The organism is Clostridium sp. CTA-5 (assembly GCF_054768135.1).
Map to the genome: position 1 here is coordinate 1 of NZ_BAAAAT010000001.1, position 19669 is coordinate 19669.

The window sequence follows — 19669 nt, forward strand, 5'->3', positions numbered from 1 at the left end:
GTATATTTCAGAGGATATGAAGATAAAGATGAAATAGAATATAATAAACAATTAATAGATTTTAGAAATAAAATAAGAGGTACAGAAACAAAATATAGTGAAAAAATAGATAAAGATAATAAAAATGAAACAGAAAATATAGTTAATGATAAAGAAAAACTATTACCATTAGGTTCAATAATTACAGTTGAAGGAAGTAATAAAAAATTAATGATAATAGGAAGAGTAGGAAATGCTAAAGGTGGAAATCCTGACAAAATATATGATTATATAGCTTGTATATATCCAGAAGGGAATATTAGTCCCGATAATGATTATTTATTTAATGCCAATATTATTAATAAGGTATATTTTAGAGGATATGAAGATGAAAAAGAAATAAAATACAATAAACAACTTATAAAAAACAGAGAGCTTTTAAAAAAATAAGTTGTTTATAAAATTATAGATGAAAAATCTAATTTATGCCCATTAAGTAAATACAAATTAAGTAATATGTGTTTATTTAATGGGTTATTTTCATAATATGTAGATGCTATTTAGGATTATTAAATGCATGTATAGAAGCAGGAGAAAAAGCATTTGAAGGATTTTTAGAAATTTATCAAAATGCATTAGCAGTGTCAGGAGGTATTTATCTACTAAGTAGCGTAGCTAAAGGATCAATTGCATTATCAAAAAGTAAAAAAGCAAAAGAATTTATAGACTTATTAAAAGGTACTAAAATAGCTAGTAAAACAAATGATAAAATTGATGATTTTGAAAAATGGTTAAAAGGAATATTAAAACCTAATGAAGGTGTAAGTGTAAATAAGGGAGTAGGTAAAGCTGAAGCTATTAGAGAAGATATGTTAAACAATGGTGCTAAATGGAAGTCAGATAAAGCACTTGATAAACATGTCGCTAAACGTATTAAAAAAGGACATATTCCAGATGATTGGACGGCTGAGGAGTATAATAATAAAATAAATGAAATTATGGAAAAAGATAATCTTGAAGTATATGAGTATACTAAGAATGAAAAAACGGGAGAACCATTTGAACAAAAATATTATATTTATGGTGACAGTGAATGGGTGGTAATGGTTGGTGAAAATGGAGCTATGGAAACAGCATTTCCACCAGATGCTGTTAATGGAGGATACTCAGGATATTTAGAAAGTTTAAAGGTTGATAGAATAAAATAAGGAGTTAGATAGTTATGAGTGAAGAACTAAAAAAATTAATAAAGAATTATGGCATTGATATGGAAGACGAATTAGATGTTAGTCCATTTGAGTTTGATTATACATTTAGAACTAGAGAATATTTAGCGAAAGAATATCAATTATTGGATAGTGATGATAAAGAAAAGTTAGAATATTATGATACAATATTAATTAGTAGAGCGAAAGAGTTTTATGAATATTTAAAACCGTTGAAAATATGGGGCAATAGTACCACACCAATTGAATACTGGTGGTGGCATTTGGAGAAAGTTATATCAGGAGAACTTAAAGTTGAGATTAAAAAGAATGAAGTTAGTTATCATGGAAAAATTATTAAATTAAATATAAAATAACGCTATGTTACTACAAATTAATATATTATCTGAATGCATAAACCAAAATTGGAATAGAAGATATATAAATCAATATAATAACGAAGATATTTTACTGCATAATTCAAATTTTGTAGCAAGTTTTGGTAGAAACAATAAGAAAAATACACTCTAAAAACTGCAAACAGCCATCAAAATGAGGTTTGAATGTTCTCTTCTATGGAAAGCATAGGATATTCAGCAAAAACTTCTTTTTATGTCTGATTCAAGCAAATAACAAAATTCCAACTGATGCTGTAAAGGTATCGGTTGGAATTTTTCTTTCTAATGTCTAACTTGTATACAGTAGGACATAGCTTGGTACACGGTAATTAAAGATTCCTTTGAGTTTACAAAAGATTAACAGATTTATTAATGACAGTAGATGATGATATAATTTTTATCATAATTAAAGATTGAAGTGTTTCGAAATGATTTTCTAAAATCATTCCGAGATGCTCTTTTTTAATTATCTAATTTTAGTAAAGATAACCATAAATTAACCGATAATAACAGGTATAGCTGTAAAAAATTATCATTTAAAGGCAAAAGGATATCTGGGTGTACTTGCTTCTAATTCGAAAAAAGATTTTATTAATGGAGACTGTGAAGTAGGATTGGCTGATGGAATGGGAGGCAGTCTTGAAATAGAATCTAAGAAAGATACAGATTAAAGGATTTTAGAATGATTAATTTATAAGTATTTAATATATAAGGTGGAAGTAAAATGAAAATAATTAATTTAGTAGAAAAAAGATTATACAAGAAAAATATCATTTTAGGAGTATTTGTAATAAGTATAGTTGTTATGTTAAATGGATGTGGGTTTAAATTAACAATTGGGAATGCAGATAAAAAAGATGATACAAATACAACAGTTAGTCAACAGAGGGAAGTGGAATATAGTAAAGATGAATTGTTGCCATTAGGAACAGTAGTATTATTAAAGGATTCAAATAGACAGTTAATGATAACAGGAAGAATGCGAAAACTTGAGGGGGATTCAAGCGAAAAAATATGGGACTATTCTGGGTGTGAATATCCAAGGGGATTTATGAGTCCTCAGGATAGTTATTTATTTAATATAGATCAAATTGAAAAAGTATATTTCAAAGGATATGAGGATGAAGAAGAATTTGAGTATAGAAGTAAAATAAGTGAGGAAAAAATAACTAACAGTGGTAAAACATCAATAACTAAAGCTAGTAAAGATTCAATTGAGGATGTATCTAATGATAAGAATGAATTATTACCATTAGGTTCAATAGTTACATTTGAAGGAACCAATAAAAAAGTTATAATAATAGGACGAATTGAACATTTAAAGGGAGACGATTCTGACAAAATATATGATTATGCAGGGTGTATATATCCAGAAGGAAGTGTTAGTGCTAATAGCAATTATTTATTTGATGCCGCTCTTATTAATAAAGTATATTTTAAAGGATATCAAGATGAAAAAGAAATAGAATATAATAAACAGTTAATAAAGTATAGAGAATCATTAAAAAAATAAAGATCAAAAATCTAATTTATGCCCATTAAGTAAATACAAATTAAGTAATATGTGTTTGCTTAATGGGTTATTTTCATGATATGTAGATGATATTTAGGAGTAGTAAATGCATGTATAGAAGCAGTAGAAAAAGCAATTGAAGGATTTTCAGAAATTTATCAAAATGATTAGCAGTGTCAGTAGGTATTTCTTTAATAAGTAGAGTAGCTAAAGGATTAATTGCATTATCAAAAAGTAAAAAAGCAAAAGAATTTATAGACTTATTAAAAGGTACTAAAATAGCTAGTAAAACAACTGACAAAATTGATGATTTTGAAAAATGGTTAAAAGGAATATTAAAACCTAATGAAGGTGTAAGTGTAAATAAGGGGGTAAGTAACCCTGAATTTAGTGAACTTAACAATGTATATTCTAATATTGAAGAAATAAGAAGTGGAAATAAAAGTTTAGTATATGATGAACGAACATTAAGGAGAATGTCAGAGGATGGAGGAGCTTATCATAATATTCCAACTATTCTTGATGAATCTATAATGTCAGGTGAACCATATGTTATAAGAGCTAATGGAAGAGTTGAATTCTTAAAAAAGGGAAGCGTAGGCACTATATCAGCAAAAACAAATAAATATAGTGTAAAGGAAGGGATATATCATATGACTAAAGAAGGTAATTCTGTTAAACATAAGTTATTTGTTCCAGAGGATGATTGGGCTAGATTTGCTAAACGTTGGGGGCTTCCTGGCTATGATTTAATTGATTAATTGGAGGAGTATAAATATGGAAATAGTTTTAAGTGGTGACATATATGATGAAAAAATTAGTGTTAAATATGATGATATTATAATTTACAATGGTTATGTAGATAACTTGGTAACATCTGTAGACGCAGATTCAGGTTTAGAATTAAAATTAAATTATAGTAATCAATCTAATCAGAGCAATGTTATAGCTAGGCGTTTAGGAGAGGATATATTCTGGATTCCGAATATAAATTATTGCTTTAAAGAAAAGTATAAGTATATACCAATAATCTTTTCAGTATCTGAATTTAAAAAATTATGGGACAATATGAGATACGATTTTCATGATGATATTAATAAAATAAAGGAAGTAACTAATGAGGAAGTTATGTTAACTTGGTATATTACAAGTAATATTAGAGAGAGTATAAATAGTATAGATGATTATGCAAATATACTAAGTAGTAAGTTTATATGTACAGATATAGAGGGGGAAAATATAGATAAACAAATTTTAAAACTTTTCAATTATAATGAAATACTAGATAAAATTAATCTCGTTGGTATATGTGAAGGAAGTAATAATATAGTTAATGCTAAGATATATTTAGATGATAATATTGAATGGGATGCAATTAAAATTGATGATGAAACTAATATTTATTTAAACTTAGCTAATAAAAAGTATATACCTATATTAAACTAGATTCAAAATTAAGGAATAACTTGCTACAAAATTACTAGATTAAAAGAAATATAGTAAATTAACAAAAGCTCTAAATTGGATTGATTGCATAATCTAAATAATGCAGTGACAAGATGAAATGAATCAGTTGAATTTAAGTAGGCTGGTTCATTATCTTTTTAGCAGTTAACATATTCAATAAATACATCATTCAAAAGAACTATATTAAAAAGCAACAATAATACATCAGAAAACAGAGTTTTAAAAGCCTCTGGATAAGAGTTGCATTGAATTTAAAAAGTGATTAATAAAGGCTAAAACAACTGATTTAATAGAAATTGATATATGATTAAAATCTTTTTAACAATATCTCAAGTATAAGCATCTGATAAAGGAGTCCCTATGCAATAATCAATAATAGCACATTTAGGAGACAGTAGAACAAGGCTAATAGCGATATTTACCTTGATGACCTAGGAAATCCTAGGTTCAATAATTCCACTTAAAAGTTAATGGAATTATGAACATAATACATGTATATCACCTACAAAAGCTTATTCCGAGCAATATGAAGGCGTACTAGTGTAATTCAAAGTGAAAGCAGGTACTACACAAGTCCTAGAAGAAATAGGAGTAAGAAATGGTTCAAGTATAGTAGCTGAAACATACCCTAATATGCCAAGGGTTTCAAAAGGTTGGAATCAAAATAATGCTTTCTTTAAAGGTGAAGGTATAAGTGTGAATATGTCTATAGGTGAACCTCAAATTAATATCGGATTGGGAAAAGGTAAAGCATTAGATATATTTAATGATAATATAATTAATTTTAAGAGGGAGTAATTAAATGACACAAAAGGAAAGAGAATTAATTAGGCAACTTATTAAAAAGTCTGTATCTAAAGAATACTTTTTAGAAAATTTTACTGTTAATGTATTAGATAATTCGAATTATATTAAACAATTGTTAGAAAGCGCTTATGATGAAAAGGAGGCTTATTATGTTGACTACTTATTACATGTTGGATTTACGTTTAAACTTTTCACAGAAGAATATATAGAAATACTATGTAAGCTTATTGAATCAATATGGCATGAGCAACATGAAAACATTGCTGGGATTTTTCAATTTCTAAAATCACCGCAAAGCGTAGAAAGTTTATATAAGACAGCTATTACTCAGTTTGAGTATTTAGATTATGATGAGGGCTATGCACTAGCTGTAAAAATGGATGATGTACAGGTCTGGCTGGGCAGAAAAAGATGGTCAAGAGCGAATATTAGCTATTGATATAAAAAGAGAAGGATTTGAAGAAATTATTGAAAATGCGGTCTTGTCTTCTTTTAAGGAAGAAATATATGTGTCTTACGAAGAGTGGAAATCTAGACTTAAAGTATCAGAAGTTAGGTGCCAATGGGACCCGGATAGAGATATATATGGTAATCCATTAAATAGACGTGCTATACAATTAGGACTTAGGGGAAGTATGGTTGAGAATTATGTTAATAAATGGATTACTAGTATTCTCGGCATCACAGATTATGTGAATAATGTTTGCGAGTCAATAAGGTTGGGAAAATTTCAGGAAAATATGTTACCGAAAGAACAGGAATATCTGTTGAGTAATAATCAGAAAGTGATACTAGGGGTAAAATCAAAAGATTAATATGAATTTAACTAGGTATTTTGATATGCTTCCCGTACAATAGACAGTTTAAATAATAAAACTATCTATTGTAATAAGGAGCATATTTGGGAGTTAATATAAAATAGTGAACACAAAAAGTCAAATTTTTCAGACTACAATCCTTGCTGAAATTATAATTAATAAGATATAATAAAGATATATAAGCGTATTAAGATATATATAGAAATTAACTCTTTTAAAGAAAGTGAGGTGAAGACTTTGTCAAAGAAACATGACTATGACGCAGCATGGAAAACAATACTTGAAGCATTTGAAGTGGAAGTTGTGGAAGTATTATTCCCTGAAATATTTGATGAGATTGCATGGGAACTTGGAACTGAAAGTTTAGATTTAGAGCTTCAAGAAATTCAAAGAGAAATTTTTGATAAAGATAGTGCTGAAAAGATAATTTCAGATAAAATAATAAAAGTAAAACTTAAAGATAATAATAGCAAAATTTTATTTATTCATGTTGAAGTTCAAAGTTATAGTAGTGATGAAGATGCTTTCGGCGAAAGAATGTTTAGATATTTTTATAGAATATGGGATAAATTCAGATATAAAAATAAGGATAAGAGTGAAGTTATAGGAGCAGCTATATATACCTATAAAGGTGAACGTGGAAAAGACAAAAGGTATGTATATAAAGTTCCAAATATAGAAGATGAAATTTTAATTTATAATTTTAGAACAATAGATGTTGAAAAAATAAATTTAAAGAGCATAAGTGAAGATAATCCACTTAAATTAGTATTTAAGATGGCAAAAACGTTATTAGAAACAAAGTCATTAGATGAGGATATTTATAAAGCAAAAATACAACTTGCAGAAGAATTAGTTGAGTATGATAAAGTTAAAAATGAAGAACAAATAAAAGCATTAGCAGATTTTTTAGAATATTTATTTTTAATAAAAGATAAAGAATTAGAACAAAAATTTGAAGAATATAAAAGAGAAAGAGGAGGTGCTGTAAAAATGACTGTTGATCAAATAAGACAAAAATATTATGAACAAAAAGGGGAAGAGAAAGGAATCGAAAAAGGAATTGAAAAAGGAATCAAAAAAGGAAAAATTGAGATTGCTAAAAATTTGTTAGATCTTTTAGATGATGAAACAATAGCATTAAAGACAGGCCTGACCATTGATGAAATAAAGAAACTAAGATTAAATTAAAATAATTAAGAATTAGAGTAACAGCAATAATCAGAAGTGGTGATATTGCTGTTATTTTTTATTTGCAAAATTATACTTATAATAGTATGAATAAATTAACTTCTATATATAATGAAGAAATAGGGATCATAGAAAAAACTTTTGAATATGATCTTCATGGAAACATAATAAAAGAAATAGATAATGAAGGGAATATAACTTTATTTAAATATGATTTAACTAACAACTTAATTGAAAAGAAGGTTCCAGTTGAAATAGTAAATTCAGATTCAAATGAAAGCTCAGATAATAAAAATTCAGAAAGTAAAATTAAATATCAAGTAACCTCATATTGCTATGATAAAAATGGAAATAAGATATTAGAAAAGCATGGAATTGATTCAGTATTTGAAGATGAAATATGCAACAACTATAATGAAATTTATTTTACTTATGATAAAGAAAATAGACTTATAGAAGTTAAAGATAAATGTGGAGCTAAGGCAAGATATAAATATGATTGCTTAAACCATAAAATATATGAAAGCTTTAAAATTAATGATACTACAAATAAAATAATTCATTATGTTTATGATAAAGTAGGAAATTTAATTGAGAAGAAAGAAGAAATAGATGGTAAATTTATATCTTCTAAGAATAAAGGAAAAAATATTTGGTCTATAACAAAATATGAATATGATAAGAATGGAAATCTAACTAGGATAATAACGCCAAAGGGCTATGAAATATTAAAAGTTTATGATCAAATTGATAGAGTTATAGAAGAACATGAAAAAGATAAAATTATGATGAAAAAGTTGGAAAACTTGCGAGTAGATTTAACAAATTAAGAAAAAAGAATCAACTAACGGTCTATGAATTAAATAATGGTATAACAGCACAATGGATACCTATAGATATTAATGGTATGTTTGGACATTTAGGATGTGTTTCAGAGCTAGAGACACAAAATTCTGTGATTAAAAATCCAAAGTGCCCTAAATAATCATAAATTTAAAAAAGCAGAGAATAAGCCTGACAGATATTCTTTTACGACGTTTTGTGCATAGAGAAAGGAATGGTTATAATTATGAAAGATATAATAATTGATGATAGTGTAATTGGAAAGTTAATTTATAGAAAAGATAATTGGAGGAGAATTAATCCTGTAAATTATAGCTTTAATGGGGAAGAGAGAAATATAGAAATCGAAATTGATATATTAGCTGGAGAAGCCACAGAATATGAGCTAGGAATAGGGAATTGGGAAGAAGAAGATTTTGATGACGATGAATTAACAGAACATAGAGAATATAAAGAGCAAGTGAGATATATGTATAAAAAATATATCGGGGATTTCGAAGAGACCTTAAAGTTAATTGAAAAAATTATAAGAGAAGATTATGATGAGTTTATTAGCAAAACAACAAAAGATGATATTGTTAAAATTATAGGTAAAGAAAATTACAAAATTATAAATAAAAATAATAGTAATATCATTAATTTAGTTGAATTAGATAAAGTAACTATATTCGATAAGAGAGTTAGAATTATTGGCAGATGTAAATGGTATGTTAATAATGAGTTTGGCATTAATTTCTGGAAAGATGGTAAATATAGTGTGGGTAATTTGGATACTATTTACTAGATTTAAATATCTAAAAAGGAAAAGTGTACCCAAGAAGGTAGAGTATAATAAAAAGTGACTCTACCTACTTTATGTTCTATGAAAAAATAATAATATCAATAGTATAAAAGACATCACAGGAAAGAGCAGTATTTATAACTGATGAAAATGAAAGAGTTAGAAATGAATACTATTATGATGTATTTGGTAATGTATTAGATTCAAGAGAAGAAGTCCATAAGAGAATAACTTATACAGGTCAACAATTTAATGGAATAACTAAGCAATACTACTTAAGATCTAGATATTATAACCATGTTATAGGTAAGTTTACCCAAGAAGATGTATATAGAGGTGATGGGCTGAATATTTATGTTTATTGTAGAAATAATCCGATTGTTTATTATGATCCTAGTGGATTTCATAAAGAAATACCTATGTATGAAATTGTGGGTCAAATAAAACATCTTATAATTCAGCAGCTATTAATATAGTAAAATCTAATACTCAATCTAAAAGAAGTGGAAATAGGATTGTTCAAATTAATATAAATAAATTTTCTAATGATCAAGTAATAGTTAATTTATCATTAGATGATGAAACAAGAAGTGTAAGATTAAATAGAAATAAGAAAGCAATGAATTCTTCAGCTAATTTTTCAGAGGTATTAATAAAAGGTAAAATACCACCAGAAGCTGTTACACTTTTAGATGAGTCAGAAATAAAAAGAATTAGGAATACACCTAAACAAATAAGTACAATAGATAAAGATTATAAAGAAAAGGGAGAACGTCTTAAAAAGAAAAATGCATGTATTGGAAAGGGAAAAAGTTTCAAATAGGAAGAGGAATCAGATTATGAAAAATAACGAAATTATAGCTGATATTGAATTGTTAAATAAGTATGAATATTATGCATGGGAAATTGTATGTGAATTAAGAGCAGCAGACGATTTAGACCATAAAAAAGTAAAAGAAGTTTTGGGCATATTAGAAAATATGGTAGAAGTGTATAAAGGGAAAAATCAAATAGACAAGTTAGTAGCAGAAACATTTGAATCAATACCAGAAACTATTATTGATATAGGTAAAATAAATATAGTAGAAGGAAAAGAAATACAACTTTTTGGATATAAATATTTAGAATTTAGAACTTTAATATTAGGAAAAAAGATATATAGTAAGCAGACAATAGTAAACAAAGAATTAATAGATGAGTTTAAAGAAAATAGTATAGGAGAAACAGGAATTTTTCATTTGATTAAGCAAAACAATAAATTAGATATGGAAAAGGTAAAAAAAATATTTAAAGCTTTGAATGATATGGTAAAAATTTATGAAGATCATTGCATAATAGATAAAGAAATTGTTGAAATAATAATATCAATTAATTTCTATCTATATGAAGAAAATTTACAAACTAATGGACAAATTTCAAATAATTTTGTTGGACAATTTCAAAATTATAAAAGAAAATTATTTGAAATTAAAGAGTAAAATTGAGGTGATTGTTTTGAGTACAAAGAGAGTATTTAGAATTATAAATGATAGAGAAATAGAATCAGTAGATATAGAAGTTGATGAGGTTGCTAGAGCAAGTTATAAAGAAAAACAAAATTATGTTAGGATATTGCATAAAAAATTTAATGATATTTATAAGAATGAAAAAGTTTTAGAAATATCAACAAAGGCCCCTGTTGATTTAGGAAAGAAACTTAGTGCATTTAATTTAGAGTATGAAATTAAGAATAACAAATATTTTCTTGAATGTGTGTTCCAATCAAGTAAGATATTTAAAACTGGAGGACCATATAAAGATTTTCTTTTAATGGAGCCAGTAGAGGTAAAAAGGGATAAAAGACTAAGGAATTCAGGTGAATTAGTAGGATTTAGGCTTGAAGGTATAGACTATCCTTTAGAACCTAAAACTTTATTTTATGATTGGATTTATGTAAATACATTGTATAAGCAACCTAATTTATACAAGAAAATTATTGAATATAATGCATTTACAGATATTGAATTTAATCCCCAAAGGGCTATAAATTGTCAAGCAAAATCTGTTGCATTATTTGTATCTTTATACAAAAGAAGATTAATTGAACAAGCATTATCAGATATAGATATATTTAAACAATATGTGTAGTTAATAGAAAATTACTCGTAAACTTATGATAGCTACATTGAAGGTATAAAATTTTCTAAATATGAATTTGAAATAAATAAAGAAATTATTAAAGCAGATGATACATGATATGCTCCTCATACAGTAGACAAGTTTAAATAATAAAACTATCTACTGTAATGAGGAGCATATTTGGGGGTTAATATAAAATAGTGAACACAAAAAGTCAAGATTTTCAGCCTACAATCCTTGCTGAAATTATAATTAATAAGATATAATAAAGATATATAAACGTATTAAGATATATATAGAAATTAACTCTTTTAAAGAAAGTGAGGTGAAGACCTTGTCAAAGAAACATGACTATGACGCAGCGTGGAAAACAATACTTGAAGCATTTGAAGTAGAAGTTGTAGAAGTATTATTCCCTGAAATATTTGATGAGATTGCATGGGGACTTGGAACTGAAAGTTTAGATTTAGAGCTTCAAGAAATTCAAAGAGAAATTTTTGATAAAGATAGTGCTGAAAAGATAATTTCTGATAAAATAATAAAGGTAAATCTTAAAGATAATAATAGCAAAATTTTATTTATTCATGTTGAAGTTCAAAGTTATAGTAGTGACGAAGATGCTTTCGGTGAAAGAATGTTTAGATATTTTTATAGAATATGGGATAAATTTAGATATAAAAATAAGGATAAGAGTGAAGTTATAGGAGCAGCTATATATACGTATAAAGGTGAACGTGGAAAAGACAAAAGGTATGTATATAAAGTCCCCAATATAGAAGATGAAATTTTAATTTATAATTTTAGAACAATAGATGTTGAAAAAATAGACTTAGAAAACATAAGTTATGATAATCCTTTAAAATTAGTATTTAAGATGGCAAAAACGTTACTAGAAACAAAGTCATCAGATGATGATATTTATAAATCAAAAATACAACTTGCAGAAGAATTAGTTGAATATGATAAAGTTAAAAATGAAGAACAAATAAAAGCATTAGCAGACTTTTTAGAGTATTTATTTTTAATAAAAGATAAAGAATTAGAACAAAAATTTGAAGAATATAAAAGAGAAAGAGGAGGTGCTGTAAGAATGACTGTTGATCAAATAAGGCAAAAGTATTATGAACAAAAAGGTAAAGAAGTTGGAATTCAAGAAGGAATGCAAAAAGGAAAAAAAGAAGGTAAGATTGAGGTTGCTAAAAATTTATTGGATGTTTTAGATGATGAAACAATAGCATTAAAGACAGGCCTTAGCATTGATGAAATAAAGAAACTAAGATTAAATTAAAATAATTAAGAATTAAAGTAACAGCAATAACATGAGATAGTGGTATTGCTGTTATTTTTTATCTAAAAGAATTATATTTACGATACCTAAAATACACTTACTCATTTTACAAATGTAAGTGGAAATGCAGCAAGATTATTTAATAAAGCACATTGATAGAAATGAAAATCATGTTGATAGAAAGTATAATATTGATAGAAATATAGTTTCAATAAAAGCTTATACAATAGATGAGGGGACGATTAATCCGGGAAAAACTTTTGTTTATATGATGGAGCCGGCAGAAGTAGCTAGATATGAAGCATATTGGAAACATTGAAAAAATAAAAGAAAATGGAGAATTTGTATATAAAGTGATGAATGGAAAAAACATCAATACAAGGCAACGATTATATACGGTAACAGGAGAAAGAAGCATTAAAGATGTAAAGAATTAATAGTAAGACTGGAGAAACGTATATAAGATAAACTATATTTAATAAATATGGAAGAAGAATAGGTAATAATGATTATACTGACCATGGTAGACCTGATATTCCATCACATACAAATCCTCATCCAAATCCTTATAACAATCCAGCACAACATGGTGACGGGTATATCCTGATACACCATAAGGGAGGTGAGTAAATGACAATAGCAAACTCTCTATATATAGCGGTAATAATTGGTTATTATTCAAAATCAGATTGGCAAAAATGGGCTGATGAAGAAATACTAAATAATGATGATGTTGAAGAATGGGTATATAATGTTTCATTAGCTAAAGATACAGATGAGTTATACAAAGCTATATATGAAAAAAGAATAGAAGAATCATATTATCAAAATAATGAATTTTTACAAGAGGATGTTATAGTTGGATATTACTATATGTTATATAGAGAAAAAAGAATAATCTTATATGAATTAATTAGTAGACTAAGTGATGAAGATGATATAAGTTCTAGTTCATCTATACATGAAATTCAAAACTTTTATATAATATTAAAAGAGATAAATGAAAACAATGGATTAATAGAGAATTGTGAATTTATTGAAAAAATCATGGGTTTATTGGAGACTTATAGAAAACTAGCAGAGGAACAAAAAATAAAGTTAAATTTACATTAAATTATTGAATAACTAAATGCAAAATTAGATATTAACTCAATTCATAATAATTTTAATTAACATAGTATAGTGATGTTAATAAAATATAAAGATTAGATTACTGCATAATCTAAATAATGTAGTGCATAGGGGGGAATGTGGAAGCGTGGCAGATAATATTAAAAAGTAAATTCTAGTTAATGAAACTAAAAATACTTTCTAAAATATTTACCACCTATTACCCCTTTTAACCTAAAGTAAAAGAAAATATCGTTGTAATGAAAATATAGATACTATAGTAGTGTCGATATTTTTTATAGAAGGTGTTAAGGGATGAAATATATCCAAGAGTAAACGGAGTAAAATGATTGCCATATCACTATTTTATTTGACAACAAGAAGTTTCTATATATCAATAATACTAAAGAAGCAATAAGGAAGAATGTAAAATGATAAATAATAAAATGATAGAAATTGAAGAAAGTATTAATAAACTAACAGTTGATTTATTAGTTCCAATTAGAACTTCAAAGACTGTTAATAAAGAAGCATTTGATAAATTATATTTACTACTTGATGAGTTAAAGATTCTTATAAAAGGAGAGCTGATAATAAGTAGGAAACTAGCAGGATTGTTGTTCTTTATTTATACTTCTATATCAGCAGAAGCAGAACACGCTCATTATTTAAGTCCTATCTTTATTGAGGTAGGAAGACTAGAAGACTATTTAAGCAAGATATTATGGGACTCACCTTTCGGTCAAGGTGTATAAAATAAATTTGGAGATAAGGAGATAATTGAGAAAACCACTAAAGACTACTATTGGGGATGCGGTGAAGATGGAACTGGGAAAAATATTGTTGGAGACTAGAGATATTTTACGTAACTATAAATATGGTTATTAACCAAAGATAAAATATTAACTGCAAAGAAATGAGCAATCTAACTGAAAAATAATATAATGATTTTTCAGTGCTCAAAGCGATTGAATTTGCTAGTGTACAGGTTAGAAGTTAAAGTACTATTTACTGCATAATATTAATAATGCAGTAAAAAGATAAAATGAATCAGCTGAAAGTAAGTAGGCTGGTTCATTTCGTTTTTTTAGCAGTTTTATAGACATAAGTGTATGATAAAGCAGATATTGGAGTTGAATTAGATATTTGTAAGCCGGGTATGTTATACTATTGGCAAGTAAATAGAAAAGATGAACAAGAGCAATTAGAAACAAGTACTTCAAATGTACCAGAAGTTAGCTCATCTCAAACTACATCTCCAATATTAGATAATTCTGCTGAAGATTCTTATGAATATCCAGCAGATTATTCATAAGAATTTTAGGAAAAGTGGAAGAGGTAACTGGGCTTATTGGTGCAGTTTTAGTAACATATGTAATAATATTAGAGGGATCTCGATTGTTTCCTCCAATAAACTTAATACCAGTACTATAAATATTTTTTGAGGTGAAAATATGAATAAAATAGTAGAGTATGGAAAACACATTTATGGATGTATCTCAACATATGATTCTTTGTTAGATAAAGGAATAGTAATTATTGAACTTGTAGAAGAATTTATAGATAAAGTAGTTAAATCAATAAATAAAAGCTTGAAATATGAAATTAATTTAAATGGAAAAAAATATAACTATGAATATTCAAATTGGGAAAAAACTAAAATTTTAATTAATGAAGGTAAAGTTGAAAAGCTAAATTTTGTTCATTTTGATAAAAAAATGATTGATGCAAAAATTAAAGGAATAGATTGTCCAGAGGCGTATACATCGCCAGATATTATTAACTTAAATATTTTATCCAATATTGAAAATCCTAAAAGGGCAAGTCTTATAGAATTTTCAATAAATAAATGGACTTGTGTCAAAGATGATTCTAAGTATGTTTGTTTGGAATATCAAAAGTTAATAGAAATGGTGTTAGCGAATATAGATTGTGTAGGAGGGTTTATTACATTAGATTGTATGGGATCATATTGTTCTTTTAGTCCACATGAAAGATATGTAGGGCTTACATATTTGAGCGCATCAGAAAAATTTGATAAATATTTTAGAGGATACAGCTGGGGAAATTATTTAAGTAAAAACCATGTAAATTTATTAGGTGGAATAGAAAAAATCAAAAAGGAAGCACCTGTTTATTTGGTTAAATCACTGAGTGATAATGGAGCATATTTGCAGTTGACAGAAGATATTGATAATGTATCAGATGAAGATTTAAGAAAATTAAAAAGATATTTTCAACCTATATTACCTAAAGCTCCAAGAATGTTTTTTCCATCAGAAGCTTTATATAAAAGAATGATAATTGATGAAGATGATGAATTAACTTATTTAGAAAATGATAAGTAAATATAAATAAGTTCAATAAAAGACGATAACCTAAGGAATACAGTAGCTGGATTTATAACTAAAGCTCAAGATACTAAAGATATGAATGGTAATATTATTTCTGAGTACACAATGTAATATTTGAAGCTTAACGAAGGTGCAGAATTATACAGGATAAATAGTGAAACAGGAATTAATTGTGAAATATTTGGATGATAAGTTTGTAAAAAAAAATAAATGGAGAGGAGTTATTTATGTTACTTGGTAAATATACGTTATATATGGGTAGACAGTATGAAGTTCTTGATTATGACAAAAAAATAAAATTATTAAACTAAAATCAGATGATAGTAAGATAAAAAATAAAATTGTAAAAAGAAGTGATGTTGAAGAAATATACTATATACAGACTAATTGTTTTTATAAAGGATACAAGTTTCAAGTTATATCAGAAAAAGAGGATAGTATATTGATTTATAATAGTAACAATGAAGTAGGAGTTAAGTTAAATATGGAATTCATAGAACGTTCTGTATATCATAAATGGATAAGAAAGAGCGAAGTAGATAGAATATTGGAAGATAAGACTCTATTGAACTTATGAAATTTTACTTAACCATTAACTGAAATTATAAAGTTGGGGTATAAAAATGCATAATTATGATGTTAGAAATAGAATTATAGAAATAAGCAAAAAGTAGGAGTACTTACAGGAGTTATTACAAATCCTTTCAAGAGAAGCAATGATATATTATTGCTCGTGTAATTCTGAAAATTTACTGGCTAAAGTTATGAAAAAAGGGTTAGTTGATGGTGAAATTATTAAATGTAATGAGTATGGTATAATGACTTATTGGTCAGAATTGAAGCTGATGTAAAAAATTCTATATAGATTTTGTAACTAAAATTGAAATGCAAAATGAATTAAAGCATTAAAATATAGAAAAAAGGTTTAGAGTTAACCAAAATTAAGGTTAATTCTAAACCTTTTGTTTTTAGCAAATATAACCTCTATTAAAGCTAATTGTAAATTAACCGATAATAAATCTGTTTGGGAAAAAATAATAAATAAGTCTTTTTTATATATTTAAGTATTAAATTAGAATTATTATTCGTAATTAATGTAAGAATGCCTAAGAGAATTTATTAGTAAAAAGGTTGGAGAAATGGACAAAAAATTAAATTAATAAAAAGAGTGATCATAAACTTTGACCAGTTTTTGTGATCGCTTTGTAAATATAAGGAGGTAATTATGGAATGTAAGTTTAATGAAAATCTACCAGAACCAGAATTGATTACTAAAAGTAGAAGGATTTTAAATATTATACAAGCTGTATTAATAGGTTTTAGAGTTATAATCATTTTATTTTATGGTATATTGTCAACTATGGGAGCAGATATAGGGGAAGAACCCCTAAAATTACTTATAGAAATAGGTGTAATAAGTATCTTTTTAGATATTATCAAAAGTGGAAAAAAGCAAATTGCTATACTGCCTTTACTAGGAGGAATTAAATCTATAGTTGAAGTTTTTAGTCTATCTGATAGTAGTATTATTGTTATATTTATGAGTTGCTATCTAGCAGTTATGGGTTTTTTTCAGATTTTATCTATGGGCTATATTCTTTTTAGTAAAAAAATTGAATTTTATTGCAACTATGTTTTATATAATAAGAATAATTAAAAATGTTAAAGATTAAAGTTTATTAAAGAATGAAAAATGAGGTAAGAATAAATAAAATGAAAATTAACTTTATTCATGATTTTAATCTGAATTCTGAAGAAGGATTCTTTAAAATCCAAAAAAGACTAGCTAAAGATATTAAATTAAAAAATAGTTTTTGTATTGATAATATAAAAACATGTGCAGGTGTTGATCTTGCATATTGGATAAAAGATGAAGAAGAGTATGCTACATGCTGTATAGTAATAATTGATTATAAAACTAAGGAAGTATTAGAGAAAGTATATAGTTATGGGAAGATAAATGAACCATATATACCAGGATACTTAGCATTTAGAGAATTACCTTTAATAATTAAAGCGGTTGAAAAATTAAAAATAGAGCCTGATATTTTTGTATTTGATGGGAATGGATATTTACATTTTAATCATATGGGAAGTGCAACACATGCTTCATTTTTCTTAAACAAAGCAACAATAGGTGTAGCAAAAAGTTATCTTAAAATTAAAGGAATAGATTTTGAAATGCCTAAAGAAGAAATAGGAGCATATAATGATATAGTCATAGACAATGAAGTTTATGGAAGAGTGTTAAGAACTAGAAGTAATGTAAAACCAATATTTATTTCATGTGGAAATTATATTGATTTAGAAACAAGTACAGAGATAATAATGAATTTATTATATAAAGACAGTAGAATTCCAATTCCAGTTAGATTAGCTGATTTAGAAACACATACAATGAGAAATGAGTTAAAGGAAAAAATTTGATTGTATAAAAATCATTAAATTAACTTAAATATATATCTATAGTCAAAAAATTCTATATAGATTTTGTAACTAAAATTGAAACGCAAAATGAATTAAAGCATTAAAATATAGAAAAAAGGTTTAGGGTTAACCAAAATTAAGGTTAATTCTAAACTTTTATTTTTAGCAAATATAACATCTATTAAAGCTAATTGTAAATTAACCGATAATAAATCTTGCTGGGAAAAAATAAGAAATAATGCTTTTTTATATATTTAAGTATTAAATTAGAATTATTTTTAGTAATTAATGTAAGAATGCCTAGGAGAATTTATGAGTAAAAAGGTTATAGAAATGGATAAAAAATTAAATTAACAAAAAGAGTAGTCATAAACTTTGACCAGTTTTTGTGATAGCTCTGTAAATATAAGGAGGTAATTATGGAAGATAAATTTAATGAAAATCTACCGGAACCAGAATTAATCACTAAAAGTAGAAGGATTTTAGATATTATACAAGCTGTATTAATAGGTTTTAGAGTTATAATCATTTTATTTTGTGTTATATTGTCAATTATAGGAGAAGAAGATATGGGAGGAAATGTAATAAAATTAATTATAGAAATAGGTGTAATATGTTTCTTTTTACATATTATCAAAAATGGAAAAAAGAAAATTGCTATATTGCCTTTGCTAGGAGGAGTTATAGGTCTTACATCTATAAGTGAAATTTTTAGTTTATCTGATGGTAGTATTATTCTTACACTTAGCAGTTACTGTCTAGTATTTATGGTATTTTTTCAGATTGCATCTATGCTATATATTCTTTCTAGTAAAAAAATTGAATTTTATTGTCATTATGTTTTATATAATAAAAATAATTAAAAATTAAAGTTTATAAATTATGTAAAAGAACAGTCTACTGTTTTATTTGAAACTTGAACTGGTTATTAAATTTTATATAAAAGTATTGAGAAACAAAATGCCGTAAATTCATTGTCCTGAAATAGACAAAGAAATATGATGATTAATATTTTTTAAAACACTTAGGATTTAATTATCTTAGGTGTTTTTTAGATTATAAATATCCTTTTTAGTGGAGTTTTATTAGAAACTGATAAAGGTAATATGAAAAGATTAGGTGATGTTGTATTAAGAGAAAAAATAGAAGACTTATTAATTGATTTTGTATATTAGGGAATCAATTAATTGTAAATTTCTTTAAACTTTTATATTTAATATAAATAGATTTTTATTCTGACTTGGAAATCAAAGGTAAAGAAATGACTAATTCAAACGAAAATATACTATATATAGTTAAAAATGGAACCTATTATAATGAGTTAAAAGTAAAAGTTTTTTATTAATTAATACTAAAGGAAGGTATCTTAA

At 26.1% G+C, this 19669-nt stretch carries 28 protein-coding genes; all 28 read left to right on the forward strand.

All coding sequences use genetic code 11. The annotated features are described in order from the left end of the window. On the forward strand, positions 1-429 hold a 429-nt coding region (locus tag ACYUET_RS00005), incomplete at its 5' end, for a DUF4176 domain-containing protein (protein ID WP_460276943.1). Between the two features lie 191 nt (positions 430-620). Beyond that, on the forward strand, positions 621-1187 hold the full coding sequence (locus ACYUET_RS00010) for a hypothetical protein (protein WP_460276945.1): 567 nt from the start codon (positions 621-623) through the stop codon (positions 1185-1187). A 14-nt stretch (positions 1188-1201) separates the two neighbouring features. Continuing rightward, positions 1202-1561, forward strand: a complete 360-nt coding sequence (locus ACYUET_RS00015; protein WP_460276947.1) for a hypothetical protein — start codon at positions 1202-1204, stop codon at positions 1559-1561. A gap of 745 nt (positions 1562-2306) precedes the next feature. After that, a complete protein-coding gene (locus ACYUET_RS00020) occupies positions 2307-3095 on the forward strand; it encodes a DUF4176 domain-containing protein (protein WP_460276949.1) in 789 nt (262 codons plus the stop codon). A 173-nt stretch (positions 3096-3268) separates the two neighbouring features. Next, the gene (locus tag ACYUET_RS00025) at positions 3269-3856 is read left to right on the forward strand and encodes a hypothetical protein (RefSeq protein ID WP_460276951.1); all 588 of its coding nucleotides are present in this window, start codon (positions 3269-3271) and stop codon (positions 3854-3856) included. Positions 3857-3872: 16 nt separating this feature from the next. Beyond that, a complete protein-coding gene (locus tag ACYUET_RS00030; RefSeq protein ID WP_460276953.1) occupies positions 3873-4541 on the forward strand; it encodes a hypothetical protein in 669 nt (222 codons plus the stop codon). Positions 4542-5114: 573 nt separating this feature from the next. Further along, on the forward strand, positions 5115-5360 hold the full coding sequence (locus ACYUET_RS00035) for a hypothetical protein (protein WP_460276954.1): 246 nt from the start codon (positions 5115-5117) through the stop codon (positions 5358-5360). 4 nt (positions 5361-5364) lie between these two features. Then, positions 5365-5808, forward strand: coding sequence for a hypothetical protein (locus ACYUET_RS00040; RefSeq protein WP_460276956.1), 444 nt, complete (start codon positions 5365-5367; stop codon positions 5806-5808). Continuing rightward, positions 5750-6184: a DUF4291 family protein gene (locus tag ACYUET_RS00045; RefSeq protein WP_460276957.1), complete on the forward strand. Its 435-nt coding sequence runs from the start codon at positions 5750-5752 to the stop codon at positions 6182-6184. Before ACYUET_RS00040 ends, ACYUET_RS00045 begins: the two co-directional genes overlap by 59 nt. A 240-nt stretch (positions 6185-6424) precedes the next feature. Continuing rightward, a complete protein-coding gene (locus tag ACYUET_RS00050) occupies positions 6425-7378 on the forward strand; it encodes an Rpn family recombination-promoting nuclease/putative transposase (RefSeq protein ID WP_460276958.1) in 954 nt (317 codons plus the stop codon). Between the two features lie 62 nt (positions 7379-7440). After that, positions 7441-8208 (forward strand): RHS repeat domain-containing protein, encoded by a 768-nt coding sequence (locus tag ACYUET_RS00055; protein ID WP_460276959.1) that lies wholly within the window; start codon positions 7441-7443, stop codon positions 8206-8208. 239 nt (positions 8209-8447) lie between these two features. Beyond that, positions 8448-9005, forward strand: a complete 558-nt coding sequence (locus ACYUET_RS00060) for a hypothetical protein (RefSeq protein WP_460276961.1) — start codon at positions 8448-8450, stop codon at positions 9003-9005. A 134-nt stretch (positions 9006-9139) separates the two neighbouring features. Further along, positions 9140-9478, forward strand: a complete 339-nt coding sequence (locus ACYUET_RS00065; protein ID WP_460278215.1) for an RHS repeat-associated core domain-containing protein — start codon at positions 9140-9142, stop codon at positions 9476-9478. Positions 9479-9621: 143 nt separating this feature from the next. Then, complete coding sequence (locus tag ACYUET_RS00070) at positions 9622-9825, forward strand: hypothetical protein (protein ID WP_460276962.1); 204 nt, start codon at positions 9622-9624, stop codon at positions 9823-9825. Between the two features lie 16 nt (positions 9826-9841). Beyond that, positions 9842-10480, forward strand: coding sequence for a hypothetical protein (locus ACYUET_RS00075; RefSeq protein WP_460276963.1), 639 nt, complete (start codon positions 9842-9844; stop codon positions 10478-10480). Positions 10481-10496: 16 nt separating this feature from the next. Then, positions 10497-11129: a DarT1-associated NADAR antitoxin family protein gene (locus ACYUET_RS00080; protein ID WP_460276964.1), complete on the forward strand. Its 633-nt coding sequence runs from the start codon at positions 10497-10499 to the stop codon at positions 11127-11129. A gap of 325 nt (positions 11130-11454) precedes the next feature. Then, a complete protein-coding gene (locus tag ACYUET_RS00085; RefSeq protein WP_460276965.1) occupies positions 11455-12408 on the forward strand; it encodes an Rpn family recombination-promoting nuclease/putative transposase in 954 nt (317 codons plus the stop codon). 124 nt (positions 12409-12532) lie between these two features. Next, positions 12533-12727 (forward strand): hypothetical protein, encoded by a 195-nt coding sequence (locus ACYUET_RS00090; RefSeq protein WP_460276966.1) that lies wholly within the window; start codon positions 12533-12535, stop codon positions 12725-12727. Next, on the forward strand, positions 12705-12845 hold the full coding sequence (locus ACYUET_RS00095) for a hypothetical protein (protein WP_460276967.1): 141 nt from the start codon (positions 12705-12707) through the stop codon (positions 12843-12845). Before ACYUET_RS00090 ends, ACYUET_RS00095 begins: the two co-directional genes overlap by 23 nt. Positions 12846-13038: 193 nt before the next feature. Next, on the forward strand, positions 13039-13521 hold the full coding sequence (locus ACYUET_RS00100; protein WP_460276968.1) for a hypothetical protein: 483 nt from the start codon (positions 13039-13041) through the stop codon (positions 13519-13521). A 428-nt stretch (positions 13522-13949) separates the two neighbouring features. Next, positions 13950-14273 carry a hypothetical protein gene (locus ACYUET_RS00105; RefSeq protein ID WP_460276970.1) on the forward strand — a complete coding sequence of 108 codons (324 nt, stop codon included), beginning with the start codon at positions 13950-13952 and terminating at the stop codon, positions 14271-14273. Between the two features lie 353 nt (positions 14274-14626). Then, positions 14627-14833: a hypothetical protein gene (locus ACYUET_RS00110; protein WP_460276972.1), complete on the forward strand. Its 207-nt coding sequence runs from the start codon at positions 14627-14629 to the stop codon at positions 14831-14833. A gap of 139 nt (positions 14834-14972) precedes the next feature. Beyond that, positions 14973-15866, forward strand: coding sequence for a hypothetical protein (locus ACYUET_RS00115; RefSeq protein WP_460276973.1), 894 nt, complete (start codon positions 14973-14975; stop codon positions 15864-15866). A 448-nt stretch (positions 15867-16314) separates the two neighbouring features. After that, on the forward strand, positions 16315-16449 hold the full coding sequence (locus ACYUET_RS00120) for a hypothetical protein (protein WP_460276975.1): 135 nt from the start codon (positions 16315-16317) through the stop codon (positions 16447-16449). A 139-nt stretch (positions 16450-16588) separates the two neighbouring features. After that, the gene (locus ACYUET_RS00125) at positions 16589-16723 is read left to right on the forward strand and encodes a hypothetical protein (protein ID WP_460276976.1); all 135 of its coding nucleotides are present in this window, start codon (positions 16589-16591) and stop codon (positions 16721-16723) included. 374 nt (positions 16724-17097) lie between these two features. Beyond that, a complete protein-coding gene (locus tag ACYUET_RS00130; protein WP_460276978.1) occupies positions 17098-17529 on the forward strand; it encodes a hypothetical protein in 432 nt (143 codons plus the stop codon). Positions 17530-17585: 56 nt separating this feature from the next. After that, on the forward strand, positions 17586-18299 hold the full coding sequence (locus ACYUET_RS00135) for an endonuclease V (protein ID WP_460276979.1): 714 nt from the start codon (positions 17586-17588) through the stop codon (positions 18297-18299). Between the two features lie 419 nt (positions 18300-18718). Beyond that, on the forward strand, positions 18719-19162 hold the full coding sequence (locus tag ACYUET_RS00140) for a hypothetical protein (RefSeq protein ID WP_460276981.1): 444 nt from the start codon (positions 18719-18721) through the stop codon (positions 19160-19162). Positions 19163-19669: the final 507 nt, after the last annotated feature.

Excerpts from the sequence above, each read along its gene's own strand:
- ACYUET_RS00095 (WP_460276967.1), top strand. The coding sequence starts at position 12,705 with ATGAAGCATATTGGAAACATTGAAAAAATAAAAGAAAATGGAGAATTT.
- ACYUET_RS00075 (WP_460276963.1), top strand. The coding sequence starts at position 9,842 with ATGAAAAATAACGAAATTATAGCTGATATTGAATTGTTAAATAAGTAT.
- ACYUET_RS00105 (WP_460276970.1), top strand. The coding sequence starts at position 13,950 with ATGATAAATAATAAAATGATAGAAATTGAAGAAAGTATTAATAAACTA.
- ACYUET_RS00135 (WP_460276979.1), top strand. The coding sequence starts at position 17,586 with ATGAAAATTAACTTTATTCATGATTTTAATCTGAATTCTGAAGAAGGA.
- ACYUET_RS00030 (WP_460276953.1), top strand. The coding sequence starts at position 3,873 with ATGGAAATAGTTTTAAGTGGTGACATATATGATGAAAAAATTAGTGTT.
- ACYUET_RS00020 (WP_460276949.1), top strand. The coding sequence starts at position 2,307 with ATGAAAATAATTAATTTAGTAGAAAAAAGATTATACAAGAAAAATATC.
- ACYUET_RS00090 (WP_460276966.1), top strand. The coding sequence starts at position 12,533 with ATGCAGCAAGATTATTTAATAAAGCACATTGATAGAAATGAAAATCAT.
- ACYUET_RS00130 (WP_460276978.1), top strand. The coding sequence starts at position 17,098 with ATGGAATGTAAGTTTAATGAAAATCTACCAGAACCAGAATTGATTACT.
- ACYUET_RS00040 (WP_460276956.1), top strand. The coding sequence starts at position 5,365 with ATGACACAAAAGGAAAGAGAATTAATTAGGCAACTTATTAAAAAGTCT.
- ACYUET_RS00140 (WP_460276981.1), top strand. The coding sequence starts at position 18,719 with ATGGAAGATAAATTTAATGAAAATCTACCGGAACCAGAATTAATCACT.
- ACYUET_RS00060 (WP_460276961.1), top strand. The coding sequence starts at position 8,448 with ATGAAAGATATAATAATTGATGATAGTGTAATTGGAAAGTTAATTTAT.
- ACYUET_RS00070 (WP_460276962.1), top strand. The coding sequence starts at position 9,622 with ATGAATTCTTCAGCTAATTTTTCAGAGGTATTAATAAAAGGTAAAATA.
- ACYUET_RS00115 (WP_460276973.1), top strand. The coding sequence starts at position 14,973 with ATGAATAAAATAGTAGAGTATGGAAAACACATTTATGGATGTATCTCA.
- ACYUET_RS00125 (WP_460276976.1), top strand. The coding sequence starts at position 16,589 with ATGATATATTATTGCTCGTGTAATTCTGAAAATTTACTGGCTAAAGTT.
- ACYUET_RS00045 (WP_460276957.1), top strand. The coding sequence starts at position 5,750 with ATGATGTACAGGTCTGGCTGGGCAGAAAAAGATGGTCAAGAGCGAATA.
- ACYUET_RS00015 (WP_460276947.1), top strand. The coding sequence starts at position 1,202 with ATGAGTGAAGAACTAAAAAAATTAATAAAGAATTATGGCATTGATATG.
- ACYUET_RS00100 (WP_460276968.1), top strand. The coding sequence starts at position 13,039 with ATGACAATAGCAAACTCTCTATATATAGCGGTAATAATTGGTTATTAT.